17 protein-coding genes and 4 pseudogenes are annotated in these 13,280 nt (G+C 66.9%); 13 read left to right on the forward strand and 8 right to left on the reverse strand.

Features of this window, described 5'->3' with window-relative positions:
- Positions 1-54: 54 nt before the first annotated feature.
- The 3 genes and pseudogenes from RV986_RS24170 to RV986_RS24180 all read left to right on the forward strand — a co-directional run bounded on the left by RV986_RS24170 (position 55) and on the right by RV986_RS24180 (position 1,373).
- Complete coding sequence (locus RV986_RS24170; protein ID WP_475919402.1) at positions 55-237, forward strand: hypothetical protein; 183 nt, start codon at positions 55-57, stop codon at positions 235-237.
- A gap of 354 nt (positions 238-591) precedes the next feature.
- Positions 592-945 (forward strand): annotated as a pseudogene (locus RV986_RS24175) (NUDIX domain-containing protein); the annotation flags it as partial.
- Between the two features lie 5 nt (positions 946-950).
- Complete coding sequence (locus RV986_RS24180; protein WP_475919403.1) at positions 951-1,373, forward strand: hypothetical protein; 423 nt, start codon at positions 951-953, stop codon at positions 1,371-1,373.
- Between the two features lie 45 nt (positions 1,374-1,418).
- Here RV986_RS24180 and RV986_RS24185 read toward each other — a convergent pair.
- Together RV986_RS24185 and RV986_RS24190 are read right to left on the reverse strand one after the other, a co-directional pair.
- Positions 1,419-1,556 (reverse strand): annotated as a pseudogene (locus RV986_RS24185) (phosphotyrosine protein phosphatase); the annotation flags it as partial.
- A 14-nt stretch (positions 1,557-1,570) separates the two neighbouring features.
- A complete protein-coding gene (locus tag RV986_RS24190; RefSeq protein ID WP_475919404.1) occupies positions 1,571-2,704 on the reverse strand; it encodes a barstar family protein in 1,134 nt (377 codons plus the stop codon).
- Positions 2,705-2,905: 201 nt separating this feature from the next.
- On the opposite strand from RV986_RS24190, the gene RV986_RS24195 reads away from it, so the two are divergent.
- A complete protein-coding gene (locus RV986_RS24195) occupies positions 2,906-3,391 on the forward strand; it encodes a DUF4265 domain-containing protein (protein ID WP_475924402.1) in 486 nt (161 codons plus the stop codon).
- A gap of 104 nt (positions 3,392-3,495) precedes the next feature.
- On the forward strand, positions 3,496-3,807 hold the full coding sequence (locus RV986_RS24200) for a hypothetical protein (protein ID WP_475919405.1): 312 nt from the start codon (positions 3,496-3,498) through the stop codon (positions 3,805-3,807).
- Positions 3,808-3,973: 166 nt separating this feature from the next.
- Here the strand turns inward: RV986_RS24200 and RV986_RS24205 are convergent, their stop codons facing one another.
- On the reverse strand, positions 3,974-4,234 hold the full coding sequence (locus RV986_RS24205) for a hypothetical protein (RefSeq protein WP_475919406.1): 261 nt from the start codon (positions 4,232-4,234) through the stop codon (positions 3,974-3,976).
- An 82-nt stretch (positions 4,235-4,316) separates the two neighbouring features.
- On the opposite strand from RV986_RS24205, the gene RV986_RS24210 reads away from it, so the two are divergent.
- The 7 genes from RV986_RS24210 to RV986_RS24240 all read left to right on the forward strand — a co-directional run bounded on the left by RV986_RS24210 (position 4,317) and on the right by RV986_RS24240 (position 8,688).
- Positions 4,317-4,463 (forward strand): hypothetical protein, encoded by a 147-nt coding sequence (locus RV986_RS24210; RefSeq protein ID WP_475919407.1) that lies wholly within the window; start codon positions 4,317-4,319, stop codon positions 4,461-4,463.
- 52 nt (positions 4,464-4,515) lie between these two features.
- Entirely contained in the window at positions 4,516-5,355 is an 840-nt protein-coding gene (locus RV986_RS24215) for a transposase family protein (protein ID WP_475916468.1), read from the forward strand.
- Positions 5,356-5,572: 217 nt separating this feature from the next.
- Positions 5,573-6,025: a hypothetical protein gene (locus RV986_RS24220; protein ID WP_475919408.1), complete on the forward strand. Its 453-nt coding sequence runs from the start codon at positions 5,573-5,575 to the stop codon at positions 6,023-6,025.
- Positions 6,026-6,070: 45 nt separating this feature from the next.
- Complete coding sequence (locus tag RV986_RS24225; protein ID WP_475919409.1) at positions 6,071-6,349, forward strand: hypothetical protein; 279 nt, start codon at positions 6,071-6,073, stop codon at positions 6,347-6,349.
- A gap of 660 nt (positions 6,350-7,009) precedes the next feature.
- Positions 7,010-7,570, forward strand: coding sequence for a hypothetical protein (locus tag RV986_RS24230; RefSeq protein ID WP_475919410.1), 561 nt, complete (start codon positions 7,010-7,012; stop codon positions 7,568-7,570).
- 23 nt (positions 7,571-7,593) lie between these two features.
- Positions 7,594-7,716, forward strand: a complete 123-nt coding sequence (locus RV986_RS24235; protein ID WP_475919411.1) for a DUF4291 family protein — start codon at positions 7,594-7,596, stop codon at positions 7,714-7,716.
- A 213-nt stretch (positions 7,717-7,929) separates the two neighbouring features.
- Positions 7,930-8,688, forward strand: a complete 759-nt coding sequence (locus RV986_RS24240; protein ID WP_475919412.1) for a hypothetical protein — start codon at positions 7,930-7,932, stop codon at positions 8,686-8,688.
- A 268-nt stretch (positions 8,689-8,956) separates the two neighbouring features.
- On the opposite strand, the gene RV986_RS24245 is transcribed toward RV986_RS24240, so the two are convergent.
- The 5 genes and pseudogenes from RV986_RS24245 to RV986_RS24265 all read right to left on the reverse strand — a co-directional run.
- A complete protein-coding gene (locus tag RV986_RS24245) occupies positions 8,957-9,313 on the reverse strand; it encodes a hypothetical protein (protein WP_475919413.1) in 357 nt (118 codons plus the stop codon).
- A gap of 105 nt (positions 9,314-9,418) precedes the next feature.
- Positions 9,419-10,024, reverse strand: coding sequence for a hypothetical protein (locus RV986_RS24250; protein ID WP_475919414.1), 606 nt, complete (start codon positions 10,022-10,024; stop codon positions 9,419-9,421).
- Positions 10,021-10,596: an RNA polymerase sigma factor gene (locus RV986_RS24255; protein ID WP_475924403.1), complete on the reverse strand. Its 576-nt coding sequence runs from the start codon at positions 10,594-10,596 to the stop codon at positions 10,021-10,023. The genes RV986_RS24250 and RV986_RS24255 overlap by 4 nt, the downstream gene beginning before the upstream one ends.
- 641 nt (positions 10,597-11,237) lie before the next feature.
- Positions 11,238-11,687, reverse strand: a pseudogene (locus RV986_RS24260) (integrase core domain-containing protein); the annotation flags it as partial.
- Between the two features lie 78 nt (positions 11,688-11,765).
- Positions 11,766-12,334: pseudogene (locus RV986_RS24265) on the reverse strand (ATP-binding protein); the annotation flags it as partial.
- Positions 12,335-12,642: 308 nt separating this feature from the next.
- On the opposite strand from RV986_RS24265, the gene RV986_RS24270 reads away from it, so the two are divergent.
- Complete coding sequence (locus RV986_RS24270; RefSeq protein ID WP_475919415.1) at positions 12,643-13,170, forward strand: hypothetical protein; 528 nt, start codon at positions 12,643-12,645, stop codon at positions 13,168-13,170.
- Positions 13,171-13,280 lie beyond the last annotated feature (110 nt).

Here is a 13,280-nt window from a genome sequence, read left to right on the forward strand (position 1 = left end):
CTTCGGAGTGCTGAAGGGCTCACGGTGAGCCCGCTCTAGAAAGGGAGATGCGGAGTGATCACGGTTCAGCTGCTGGCGTTGTTGCTGGCCCTGTCAGTGGCCCTCAACGTTGGAGTGGCAGCCTGTCTGCTCGCCTACCGAGCAGGAACGGCACTGCCGGGCGCTCTCTTGGTGGGTGGTGGGGCGCTCGGGGGTGTGATGGCACTCTTCCTCTCGGCGGTGTCCGCCTACCGATGAGGGCAGCGGGGTGCTCCTAGACTGACTGTGGCTACACGGCGAAGTCTGTACGCGGCGCAGTTGCGGTCCTCAGGAGACCGTGATGAGCCGACGATGTAACTGCACTTCGGGGGCCAAACAGGGGGCCAAACGAAGCAGTAGCAGCAAGACCGTCCTGGACGGTAATGGACGGCACCGGAGCCGATCAAGCAGGTCAGGAACCCCCGCGCAAGGTCACGAAGCGGCTGATCGCGTTCGGGACGAAGAGGTCGTGGGTTCAAATCCCGCCACCCCGACAGTGAAACACCAGGTCAAGGGCCTGATCCTCAGTGAGGGTCAGGCCCTTTCTGCGTCTCCGGTGATCGTTTGGGAGAAATCTGGGAGAACCTTCCTGTCGGCAAGAGCGAACCCGGCGAGCCGATCACCGAGACCGCCGTGCGCGAGCTCTACGAAGAGACCGGCCTGACCGTGAAACCGGAAACCCCCAAGGTCGCCCATAGCATCTACGGCGCCTGGGGTGTCGAAGCCCCCAACGGCTTCCTCACCGTTGTCTTCGCAGCCAACGAATGATCCGGCGAACCCGAAAACCGTGAACCGCGCAAGCATGCTCAGGTTCGGTGGGTCGACGCCGGCGCCATCCCTGAAGAGTTCGTCGACACCACCGCCAGCGCCCTCCACCGATACCTCACCGGCGACCCAGAGGTCTCTCTCAACCGCTGGCGCCAGTGACGAAGATGAATCACGAGCTCCTCGCCCGCTGCGAGACCTGCGAGGCACTCATCGCCGACGGCGATGGGACGCTCTGGGTGGACATGGCCGACGTCGACCGCACCGCCACCAACACGCAGGCGTGGGAGAAGTTGGAGACCGAGCAAGAGGCTGGGGCTCTGAGTTTCTCCGTCGGCAGCCTCATGTCGTATCCCGACCCTGCCCGATGGCAGGTCCACCACGACGCCTGCAATCCGTCGCCCAGAGCCAGGTCGTACGGCGTTGAAGTCCACCACTGCCGCAGCTGGCCCGACCTCGTGTGGTGGACAGCTCACCTCATGGGCAAGACCTGGCTCCAGCACACGGACTGGGAGAACCTCCTCCAAGGGGCCGCCGAGGCGACCGGGACGAGGATCGTCCCAGCCACACCACCGAAGTCCCATCGCTGACGCCTGCCACGGCGCGTCTCCCCATGCGCCCTCTCGTAGCGGCACTCAAGCCTGCGGCTTCGTGTCGATCACCGCGACCAGCGCCTCGATACGAGTGCGGATCTCATCGCGGATCGGGCGTACGACCTCAACCGCCTGTCCGGCGGGGTCTTCGAGCTGCCAGTTCTTGCCGGGGAAGTGGGGGTGTTGTGTCCACATCACTGGAAAATGACTGTGACGCCGAAGGCTTCGAGGAGATGCACTATCTCCTCGAAGTAGTTGAGTCCCTTCTCGGTGTCCCAGATGTCGTCCGCCAGCGCCCGGCGAGCGACATCGGCGTCGTGCCAGATCAAGGTGAAGGGCGCAGCCACGCCGAAGCCGCCGTGCAGGCAGTCCTTGAAGGCGTTCCATTCCCGGCCGTAATAGCCGCCGGGTCCCGCCAGTGCCTCGGCCATGGCGCAGTGCAGGCCAGGCGCGTCTGTGACGTACGCACCGTCGAGGTGGTGGACACCACCCGAACGGTCCGGGCCCTGCTCGCTCATGCCAGGGGCGGTCAGATCGAGCCACTCGGATCTACCCTCGGCGGAGAGCGGAGCCCATTGATTGCGAGCCGTCGGGGCACCTCGGTACCAGGTCTCCCAGATCGGGCGGGCCAGCAGCGGCGGTCTGTCCCCGCCGCCGTCGGTGACCTTGATGTCGAGGAGGCTGCCGCCCAGCACCGACGGCCGGGCGGTCTCGACGCGCAGGTACACGTTGTGGCGGTACATCACACGGCCGGTGCGGTCCAGGGCCCACAGCCCCACCCAGTCCCGATCCCACTTGCGCGGCCGGCGCAGGACGGCGAGCAGGGGTTCGGCAGGCTCGCAGCCAACGAGTCTCAGTGGCGTGGGCGCCGGCGCACCCCGCGTCACGAACAGCCCGTCCACGGCCAGGCAATGGCCAGCCGAACCGAGCGTTTTGGTGGGCCCCGCGAACAGCTTGAACCGCGGTGCCGCCGGCAGGGTATGCGACCAGGCGTGCTCTTCCTCGACGCCCGCTCCGACCACGACGTCCACCAGGGCCGGATCGTCATGGTTCGGCTGATAGGTGATGACGACGCAGTCGACCAATGACCACCACTGCAACGGCTGCTCTTCGTCCCAGACCTCGACGCATACGTCACCCAGCAGGGCGGTCGACTCCCCGCACGGCATCAGCGCATCGTGCAACAGTCCCTCGGGAACGCATCCCCTCAGCGTCAGGACTTCGCGCGGTGGCGGCACCTTGTCCACGAACATGCCCTCGGCACCAGCGCACCGCCCCCAGAACTCTTCCTGGTCCTCCTCATCGTGGTGGACCAGCAGGTACTTCACCGGGAAGCCCCGCTCCCAAGCGGCATGATCTTCGACCCGCACCCAACCCCCGAACACCCGGACGATCCTCCTCGCCCACCATACGGCGCCGGTTGAGGGCGGCTTCAACTGTCCTTAGCCCGTGGACCTTGGCCAAGAACAGTCGAAGGTTGATCAACCAGCTCAGCCCCGGTGAGAAGTGCCGTTTCCGAGCAGCGCATGATGCCCGTCGTGGAGAGCACGGTCGAGAAGATCAAGGTCTGGTTCCGGCTCGTGCCTCGCGAGGGTTGGTTCCCGCAGGACACAGAGGGCCTGTGGGCAACGAAGCTCGGCGATGACACAGCCATCGTGCAGAACACCCCCTTCCTTCAGGACGGGGTCGCTGAAGGTGACATGGTTCGGTATCAGACCGACGCCCGCGGCCTCCACTGGGCTGTTGGGCGGGTCAGCACCGCCGGCAACTGCACGATTCGCGTCGTGCCTGTCCCGACCGGCCCCTTGGGACGCAGTCCCCAGGCGGTGCATCAGCGCCTTTCGGCGTTCGGGCTCGGAGGCGAGGTCTTCAGCGAAGCCTTTCCCATGGTGGCCTTCTCCGCACCGGCTGGCGCGGACTTCACCGGGATCAAGGCGCTCCTGAATCAAGGGCAAGGGGAAGGGTGGTGGCACTACGAAGTTGGCTGTGGCACCGAGGAGTGGTGGAATACCTGACCTTTGCGGGACCTCCTTCGACGAGGAAGACACGCGCCCCCCGAGCCGCCTCGCTTCCTTCGCGCTGGCCACCGCCCCGGTGCGTACCCTTCCGAGGAGAGACCATGACCGACTTCCCTCATGTACTTGCCACCTGGTGCACCGACCAGGCAGCCGGCCTCCGAGCAGCGGCAATCGACTGTGAGCCCGGTACCTCTCCGGCCGACGGCCGCAGCAAGGCGAGCACGTGGGTGACCCTCAGCACCAATGCCCGACTCGCCACCATCACCGTCTGGGACACCGGCGAAGCAGAACTCGACCACGCAGACGTCGAGAGCGGTCAGGTCCGCCCTGAGCACCGCCTCCTCCAGACAGAGGGGGATCTCGTCAATGCGCTGTCAGGACTCGTGCAATGGGTACGTTCTCCAGTGCATTGAGTGGTGTGCATCGTGAAGTCGCAGGTCACGGGTCTGGTGTGAATGGCGAGTTGGGTACTCGTGCCGGTCGGCGGCCGATGACCATGGCGTAGATCGTCGGGCAGGTCCGGCTCCGGCGGGATGCCGGGTTCGGCTGCGCCCACGACAGGCCCCCGCCTACGATCCGTCAGCAGGTCGGCACACCGTGAGAACGCGGGAGGGCGCGGGGATGCAGGAGCGGCAGTGGATCACCGCCCGCCGGAGCGAACTGGACGCCCTCGCCGAGGAGTTGGCCAAGCAGCTTCAGGAGGTCCAGGTCGAGCGGGACGAACTGGCGATCGCGGAGCGGGTGTTGAACCGCCTGGCCGAGCAGGTCCAGGCCGATGCCGAGGCTGTCGCTCCGGTATCGGCGAAGGTGGCCGGGCGGGCAGTCCTGCTCATCCCGCACCGCAGCGACGCGGCCGACGAGGGCGCGCTGCCCGGCGACTACCGCAAGATCCTGTCGATCGTGCGGGGAGGCCGACGGCCCGGTGCAGGTCAGGGCGGTCGGCGAGCGGCTGGGCCTGGACGCCTCGGTGCGCGGCAAGCTGGAACCTTTGCGGGCGAAGATGACCAAGCTCGCCGACCGCGGCTGGCTGCACAAGCGGGGCGACGGCCGGTTCACGGCACGCCCGTAGTCACGCGCGGTGCGCCCGTAACTGACGGGCCCCCAACGGCAGTTGAGTTTGTGTGACGAAAAACAACAGTTCCGTCGAGGGCCCTGACGGCCTTGTCTACACCGCCCGCCTGCCGCTGTCGAGCGCCACCCTGAACCATCTCGCCGACCTGATACGCGGCCACCTCAAGAAGATCGGCTCGCGGTGGCGCGTCCTGCCCGCCGGGAAGATCGCCACCATCGTGCTGGCAGTGCTGCGCTGTGACCAGCGGCCCGGCGACCTGGCCGGCGGCAACGGAGTACACCGCACCACCGTGACCCGATGGGTGAGGGAGGTCGTCGGCCTGCTCGCCGCCCGCGCCCCACGCCTGGACCGGGCCCTGAAGAAGATCACCCGAATGGGCGGCGGCATCGTACTGCTGGACGGATCGGTGATCCGCACCCGGCGCAGAACCGGGAAGGAAAACCGGAAGAACTACTCCGGCAAGAACAAATGCCACGGCCTGCTCGTGATCGCCCTCACTGACGACCGGGGCCGACTGCTGTGGATCTCGGCGGCCCGCCCCGGGCGCACCTCGGAGATCACCGCCTGCCGGCACGACAAGCTCACCCAGAAACTGCGGGAAGCCGGGCTCGGCGCCATCGCCGACCTGGGATTCGTCGGCCTCGACGACGGCGGCCCCGACGCCGACCCGGCGGTGATCACCGGCTACAAGGCCGCCCGGAACCGGCCCCTGACCCGAGGCCAGAAGCTGTCCAACACGGCACTGGCGGCCGTCCGGGCACCCGTCGAGCACGGCTTCGCCCACCTCAAGAACTGGCGCATCCTCGGCAAGGTACGCACCGACCCCTCCTGGGCGACCGCCCTGGTCCGGGCCCTGCTGGTCCTCACGAACCGCGAAGTCGCCCGATGACCGACGATCTTCACCAAAGTCACCTGCCGGCGACCAGCACGAGCATCCCGATGCCCACGCACACCAGCCCCGTGACCAGCAACTTCAGCTTGCACACCTCTCATTGAGCGGACCGCAGTGTGGTCCAAGGCCCCTCGGTCCCACCTATCTCCCCTGTGGGGAGGGGCCGTTGTGAAACCGGACGACAGGCCCCACCTCTGCCCGCCAGAATCCGAGCATGTCCACCGACATGAGCGGAATGATCGAGTGCAGGCCAGGAGCCCGGCTCTGGGGCGAGGACGACGAGGACGCCGTCTGGACGGCCGCCATCGACCTGTTCCTCCTCAACACCGGCAATGCCTACGACGCACTCGCCTGCCTCTTCGGGGTGCGCAACTCCTTCGGGTTCCAGCCGCTGGCAGAAGATCGCGGCCTGCCGGAGGACGTCTCCGACGGGGTGCGCGCCGCCTTCATCGCATGCCTCGGACCCGAGTACGCCCATGGCACCACCTGGATCACCGGGGCCGAACTGGCCGCTGCCAACTGGGACGAGACCGACAGCTCCGGTGCACACAGCCGTCACGCAGTCGCGGGAGACGCCACCCACTGGGGACCGGTCTGGGAGGTGATGCGAACACTGGGTCGGCTGCACGGCCCGGAGAACGTACGGCTCGTCGTCTGGTTCGATTGACCATTGAGGTATCGGAGGACGAAAGCAGTGGGCCAGGATGAGCCGGTGACGCGATGGTTCCGCAGCTACTGGGACGAGGAAGACACCTGGTTCTACTTCGAGGTCGGTGACGACGGATGGGTGAGCCGTCAGGTCGAACTCGAAGGGCCTGCGCTGCGACCCATCGTGGCCGCGTCGGCCGAGGACGACGACGCCCGGTACGGCTTCACTGCGGAGTCGCCCGTCACCGATTGGGAAGGGCACGTCGAGGAGCCGCTGACCCTCCAGGACTTCGAAGAGGTCTGGGCCGCAGCCCGGCGACACCTCACGGCACCCGAAGCCTGACATGCCGGCCAACGGCCTTCAGATCGGCACTGCAGCAGCTCGCGCCCGAAGGGGACGCCAGCCTGTTCAGAGACTGAACTGCGGACCGCCCAGCAGGGAGTCCGAGCGCCACAGCCGCATGCAAACTTGCTCACGCAATGGCACCCAAGAACGCCACCGCACTCCGAGAACGCCCGGGGTTGGGAGAAATCTGGGAGATGATCTTCTATCGCAGGCCCACCAAGGCCATCCGAGACCAACCCACCCCAAGCCCCTGACCAGCACGGATAACATCTGGCCTGGTGGGGATCTTGCCCGAACCCCATTCGGGACGAAGAGGTCGTGGGTTCAAATCCTGCCACCCCGACAGCTGAAACACCAGGTCAGGGCCGGTTTCCCTTCGCGGGAAACGGGCCCTGAGCCGTTCCACAGGGTCTCATCTCCAGGGAATACCGGGACTCGATCCGGGAGTCCGCTCTGCCGCAGAACAAGGACGACCATCCGGACGGCGACGCCTTCACCCGCAAGGAATGGAAGGAACTGCTCAAGGAATACCCGGAAATCTCCGATCCGACCAAGGGCCCGGACCTCTACGGAATTCCGAACAAGCTCTTCCCCGGCTTGCGCGACGAGATCATCCGCAACTCCGGACGCATCGTGGAGGAAGGATAGGATCGAACAATGATCCACAGCGAGGAGAGCGTCGCCGCCGAACTGGATCGCATACGGCAGCGTCCCCCTGCCGAGTCGGCTCCGCCGGTTCTGGCCGCCTTCACCGTCGATGTCGCCGAGGGCTCCCCCGCGGCGTACGCGCAGCGGGTACGTCATGTCCTCTCGGCCGCGCTCCATCTGGCCTGCACGGCGGAGTTCGACGACGAGGACCTGCCGGCCGACGAATTCCCGGACTGGTTCTCGGCGATCAGCGCCCGGGACGGTGAGACGCACCAGGAATTCGCCCGGGGCGGCCGCACCGCGTACATGAACCGAAGTGGTGGAAATCCCTGGTCCCTGCAGAACTGGATCTACCGGTTCGACCCGGACGAGGATTCTCGGGGCTGGGAGTTCTGGGACGTCGTCCCGGTCGGCCCGCAGCAGGTTCGCGTCTGGGTGGACAGTTGGGGGGAATCCTTCTTCGGATCCCTCGACCTGCTGTGGCTGCTGTACACGGCCGGTGCCGCACACGCCGAGGGGCCGGAGATCCACAAGGCGAGCACGTGGGCGTCCGAGGCACGCGGTCGGTGACGGACGCGGAGCACGGTCGCGTCGTGCGAGCGGCCCACACCGATTCAACGATCACTGTGTATCAGGCATATCCGCGGGAGATCGCCGAACCGGCGCTGCGCGCCCGGACGTTCGTGGCGCCGTTCAAGCGCGAACGCATGACGTGAGTCATCAAGCCGCGTTGGCACACCCTCAGTATGTCGTCGACGATGAAGGCTGCGGAAGAGTGAGTGCACGGGTACGGCGGCCTGCGCAAACTCGGGATGTAGCCGGCGCTCAGGCAGCGACGTGATGGTCGTCCCGAGGAGCTCGTAACACGATCTCGTTGGGATTGGTAAGGCACGGGGTGCCGGTCGGATGTCGCTGGGATGATTGCGAGCATGCCTATGGACTGGTCCCGTCTGAAGCACGCCTATGGATCCGCATCCGACCTACCACGGCTCTTTGACGAGGTCGGTGACCCCGAACTGGCTGACGTGGCTTGGGAGGAGCTGTGGTCTTCTCTCTACCACCAAGGATCGGTGTACACCGCCAGCTTTGCCACTCTGCCCCTTCTGGCGGACATCGCCACCGGTCGCAAACCGGGCAATCGCTGGCAGGCCTTGGCGTTGGCCGGTCGTGTCGTCGTCGGCGAGCGGCAGCTTCACGAGCCGGGTTATGTCCAGGCGCGCTGCCCGGCTGTGATCAACGAGCTGCACCAGCTGACCCTGGACCACCCGACGGCAAGGCCCTTCGAGGGGGATGAAGACGACTTTCTGTATTGGCTGGAGCATCTCTTGGCTTTCGAGGGAGTCCCCGTGTGGAGGCACAGCTTGCGCCGCGAGGCGCACCCCGTGGTGTGCCCCTCCTGCTCGCTGAGCTTGGAGATCGACCTCTCCCACGAGCCCCCAGGTACTCGCCGTCGGGACCCACATGCGCGCTTTCGGCGAGTCGGCCGCGAGGGACCAATACTCGCCGGGGTCCATCCGGCGGCTCCTGCGGACCTGCCGCCGTTGGCGTCTCGGCTGCACGGTATGGCCGTCAGCGGAGGGCAGACAGCGGCCGCAGAGCATCTGACCCATCTGTTTGGCCGCACGACGTGTCCGGACTGTGCTTCAGACTTCTCGGTGCCGGACCAGGTCGCGGCCTTCCAGGCGTAGCAGGCCATGGACGATCAGAACCGGACCCGGTCCGGAGGAGTCGTGGACCGTGACAGGTGAAAGAGTCTGTGAGCACGCCTCGACGTGAGTCATCAAGCCGCGTTCACAGACACCGTCCATGCTCCCGATGGCCTGCCCGAGAAGGTTGGCCGAGGTGTGGGCCGACGCGTGGGTCGAATCAGGTGGCTGCCTGGAGATGGGGAACGGGCGACTCGCGAGGGGGACCGACAGCGCCACTGCGTTGTGCGAGACGAGGGGCTCCGTGCGGTCAGTCGAACGCCACGACCAGGCGGACGCCGTCATCATCGAAGCGGCCTGCCAGAGCCTCCGTCACGGCGAAGACATGTGGCCAGTGTGTTTCGGGTCCCAGGACAGCGCCGACGGTCAACGGTTCGTATGTGCGCATCACTTCGTCGGTGGCCCACTCCACACGTCCCGACACGCTGCGCGAGTCCGCGGGTGGCACGCCGCTGTAGTCTCCGACAATGTGCTGAAAGAGGAGAACAGGCAGCTCAGGGGACCGGATCAGGGGGCTGGAGACGGAGCGGGAGATCCTGCGGAGGGCCGCGAAGCACTTCGCCGGCGAGACCAACTGGTGAGCCGTTTCGAGTTCGTTGAGGATCATCGCGGCGCGAACACGGTCATCACAACAGAAGCGCTGCCTTCCCGAACCGGCCCGAGCCCACCGCGGCCGTCGGTGGGCTCGGATCGTCCGTGCAGCTGGTTTCCGTTACTTCCCGAATGCCTGGCGGAACTCGTCGACGATCTCGTCCGAGGCCCCGTTCGCACCGCACACGGGGACGACGCCGTTCTCGGCGGCCACGATGTAGCGCTCACCTTCCGAGAACGTCAGCGCCTCCGGCCGGCTCGCGTCGCTGTCGAGCACGACCGTCTCCGTGTCGCCGCCCTTCAACCAGTAGTCGACGCGGAAGATGACCGTGGAACCCTTGATGGAGGTGACCGTTCCCACGAAGAGGGTCGGGTACCCACGCAGGGTGTCGGGGCTGGGTGTCACACACTTCTGGCTGCCGAAGCCGCTGTGGGTGGTGAGTGTCAGTGGGCCGGTCGAGGCCGAGTGCCCGTTGTCGTTGTTCGCCATGACTCCTCCGGCGATGCCGCCGCCGAGCAGAAGCAGACCGGCAGCCGCCGCGAGTCCGAGGAGCTGACGGCGGCTCCGTCGCGCGGTGGTCTTCGCGGGGACCGTATTGCCTGTCTGGAGCGCGGTGTCGGTGGTCAAGGTGTCCTCCACAAGTCGGTCGATGTCGGGCAGCGGAGCATGTGGGGTCAGCGCCGGGTCCGCGGACTTCAGCCGGGCCAGCAACTCGTCGTCATTCACTGACCGCTCCTTCCTTCATCCCTCTTGTGTCCGGACGGTTCGTCATGCTTTCGCCCCAACTGTTCGGCGAGTTTCTTCTTCGCCCGGTGCAGCCGGATGCTCACCGCGTTGGACGTCAGCCCGGTCGCCTCCGCGATCTGCCGGGGCGCCAGCCCCTCCCACGCCCACAGCCGCACCACCTCACGGTCCAGCGCCCCGAGGGCGGCGAGCGCGGCGTGCAGATCGCTGTGGTCGGCGACCCCGGCCGGCTGCTGCTCCTGCGTCCGGATCAACCGCTCCACCAGCCGGAGCCGGCGCCCGTCGGCACGGCGGGCATTCGCCAGGCAGCCCCGCGCCACCCCGTAGCACCACGGCAGCACGTCATCGGGGTCGGGCAGGGAACCTGGCGCCGACTCCAGGCCGGGGACGTCGTCAATACGGCGCCACAGCACCAGCATCGCCTCCGCCAGGATGTCGTCGACCATGTCGGCGCTCGTCCGTCGCAGCAGATACCGGTGCAACGGTTCCACCACCACGTGCGCCAGTCTTTCGAAGCGCGCCCGCTGCCTCTGGCGCGACTCCTCTTCCGTCATGGATTCCACAACCCGTCCTGTTCGGCACCGGCCGGATCCTTTCAGGCGAGGGCTTACGGACACTGATGGTCGCTTCCCGCGATGGTCACCCTCTTCGACGCCGTCACGGGGGAGAAGATTGCCCGGGACCGCGACCCCGATCTGGACGAGGACACTCCCGACACATCCCCCGACCTGTCATGCCCTGGGTCGGGTCCGATCGCCGGCAGCAGGGTGCGTATAGCCGGGCTCTTCGGGGGAAGATTCATACCGTTACCGCGGACAGTTGGATCCTGGAGGTCGTCACTCCGGCCTGACCCAATGATCGGGTCCTGCTGTCCCGGGACGGGGGGTTGCCTCACTCGGACACCCGTGAGTCGACCCGCGCCGCGATCCACGCACACAGGTCCTGTCCGGCGTGCCCGCGCTGGACCGGCTCACCGATGCGCCACGCGAAAGCGCGGATCACGCTCGGAGGCACGGCGGCACGTGAGGGCGACTTGGAGCAGGCGCTCACCATGGGAGAGCGCGCCTTGGAAGGCGACCGTCAGTCCGTTCCGTACCTGATCATGCCTGGCCGTGAACTTGCTACCGAGATGAGGCGCCGTTACGCCGGCGAACCCGCAGCACAGAACTATCTCGCACGACTGCAAGCGCCAGGTGTATTGACCCGCAGCGTTGCTGACACGGGTGATGGGTGGCTGTCCGCCGAGTGCGGTGTGGCAGCGGTGGTGGTTGTAGGTGTGCAGGAAGTGTGCCAGGGCTGCGGCGTGTTCGGTGTTGCTGGTGCAGGGCCGCTGGTAGGCCCATTCGTCGAGCAGGGTGCGGTTGAAGCGTTCGACCTTGCCGCCTGTCTACGGCCGGTAGATGCGGGTGAGCCTGCCGGTCGCGCCGAGGTCGGCCAGGGCCTGCCGCCAGGCGAAGCTCTTGCGGTAGGGCCAGGCGTTGTCGGTCAGGACCCGCTCGATGCGGTCGATGCCCGACGCTGCGAAGAACGCTGCGGCCCGTTGGAGGAAGGCGGCGCAGGTGGCGGCCTTCTCGTCGGGGTGGATCTCGCTGTAGGCGAGGCGGCTGTGGTCCTCGACGGCGGAGTGGACGTAGTCGAAGCCCATGCTGCTGCGGGTGGCCCATCCGTGACGCCCCCTGGCGAGGTTGCCTTCGGCAGGGCCATACGGTGGCACGCTGCACCGTCATTCGGTATCAAGCATCGTGAAGCCGGCCAGAGGGCCCGCCGGGAGGGTCTGTTCCGCCCAGATGGTTTTGCCCTCGGCGGTTTGGCGGGTGCCCCAGGCGGCTGTGAGCTGGGCGCCGAGGAGCAGGCCGCGGCCTCCTTCGTCGAAGGTGGCCGCGGCCTCCTTCGTCGAAGGTGGCCGCGGCCTCCTTCGTCGAAGGTGCGGGCGCGGCGCATGTGGGGGGCGGTTCCGCCGGCGTCGGAGACTTCGCAGATGAGGTTTCGGTCGTGGATCAGACGCAGATGTATGGGGGGTTCTGCGTATCGGATGGCGTTGGTGACGAGTTCGCTGACGACCAGTTCGGTGACGAAGCCGGCGTCGTCCGGTCCCCAAGCCGCCAGTTGGGCAGTGGCGTCCTTTCGGGCCTGGGCGACGGCGGCCGGTTCCGCGGGTATTTCCCAGGTGGCGACCCCGTCGGTGTCCAACGCTTTGGTGCGGGCGATGAGCAGGTCGATGTCGTCGGAGGCACGGCCGGATAGCAAGGCGGCCGGAACGGCGTCGCACAGGTTGTCCAGGGGGGCGGCGGGTTACGGCTGGCGTTCGCCGGATCCAGGACCCCGATGTCCCTTCCTCGGCAGGCCAGTTGTCCGGTGGTCGGCACGTGACCGCTGCTCTGCCGGGGAAATGGGCCGGCGTTCGTCGCGAGGCCCGGAAGTCACCCGGGTGACCCAGAGCCTGACGTTGACGTCACGGTTCCGCCAATGCCGAGCGAACGGGCAGCCAACGGCGCGCATCGGTATCGGGCCGAGGGGGCGGGCGGCTTGCCGAGGCGCGCACGGTGTGCATAGTGAGTGCTGCGTCCGTCCCGGGCGGGCGCGTGCGGAGGGGGAAAGCCGTGGTGCGCTACGTTCACCATCAATTGATAACCGTCGTCGAGGCGGGGGTCGCCATGGCCGTCACCGCGCCTGTGGTCTTCGGCGTGCGCGGGCTGCCGCAGCAGGTCGACAGCGCCAAGGTGGATCTCTTGCTGTACTTTGCAGGGCTCAGCGCGCTCTTCGGCCTGCTGGCGGCTTCGACCCGGTTGAGCTGGCTGGGCGGTGAGAAGCGCGATTTCGAGAGCGCAGTCCCCCTGACCGACCCCGAGGCGATACTCCCCGCCCCGCGTGAGTCCCTGCGCCGCAGCTTCCACGGAGTCTTCGTTGTCGTCGTCGGACTGCCGTCCCTGGTTTTCGGCCTGCTCTGGGGTCCCTGGGCCATCGGTTGGGCGGTCTTCCTCGTGCCAGAGCGGATCGTCAAGGGCGTGTACGTGTTCTTCTGGGAGCGGCGCCACGGCGTACTCCTGTGGCGTGGCCAGGTCGAGGAACAACCCCTGGGCAAGGACCAGTTCCTCTATTCCTCACCGCGGATCGCGACGCCCGGGTGACTTCGCGTGAATTTACTGCCGGCCTCTGATCCGTTGTGTGGGCCCTCATGAAAAACTGGGAGAAGATCTTGGAACTCTCAACCGGGGCCTGCCGGGACAGGTGACACCAC

This window comes from Streptomyces sp. RLA012 (genome assembly GCF_056270325.1).

Bases quoted from the DNA above. Each gene is read 5' to 3' on its own strand.
- RV986_RS24180 (WP_475919403.1), top strand. From the start codon at position 951: ATGAATCACGAGCTCCTCGCCCGCTGCGAGACCTGCGAGGCACTCATC.
- RV986_RS24195 (WP_475924402.1), top strand. From the start codon at position 2,906: ATGCCCGTCGTGGAGAGCACGGTCGAGAAGATCAAGGTCTGGTTCCGG.
- RV986_RS24200 (WP_475919405.1), top strand. From the start codon at position 3,496: ATGACCGACTTCCCTCATGTACTTGCCACCTGGTGCACCGACCAGGCA.
- RV986_RS24220 (WP_475919408.1), top strand. From the start codon at position 5,573: ATGTCCACCGACATGAGCGGAATGATCGAGTGCAGGCCAGGAGCCCGG.
- RV986_RS24230 (WP_475919410.1), top strand. From the start codon at position 7,010: ATGATCCACAGCGAGGAGAGCGTCGCCGCCGAACTGGATCGCATACGG.
- RV986_RS24240 (WP_475919412.1), top strand. From the start codon at position 7,930: ATGCCTATGGACTGGTCCCGTCTGAAGCACGCCTATGGATCCGCATCC.
- RV986_RS24245 (WP_475919413.1), bottom strand. From the start codon at position 9,313: ATGATCCTCAACGAACTCGAAACGGCTCACCAGTTGGTCTCGCCGGCG.
- RV986_RS24255 (WP_475924403.1), bottom strand. From the start codon at position 10,596: ATGACGGAAGAGGAGTCGCGCCAGAGGCAGCGGGCGCGCTTCGAAAGA.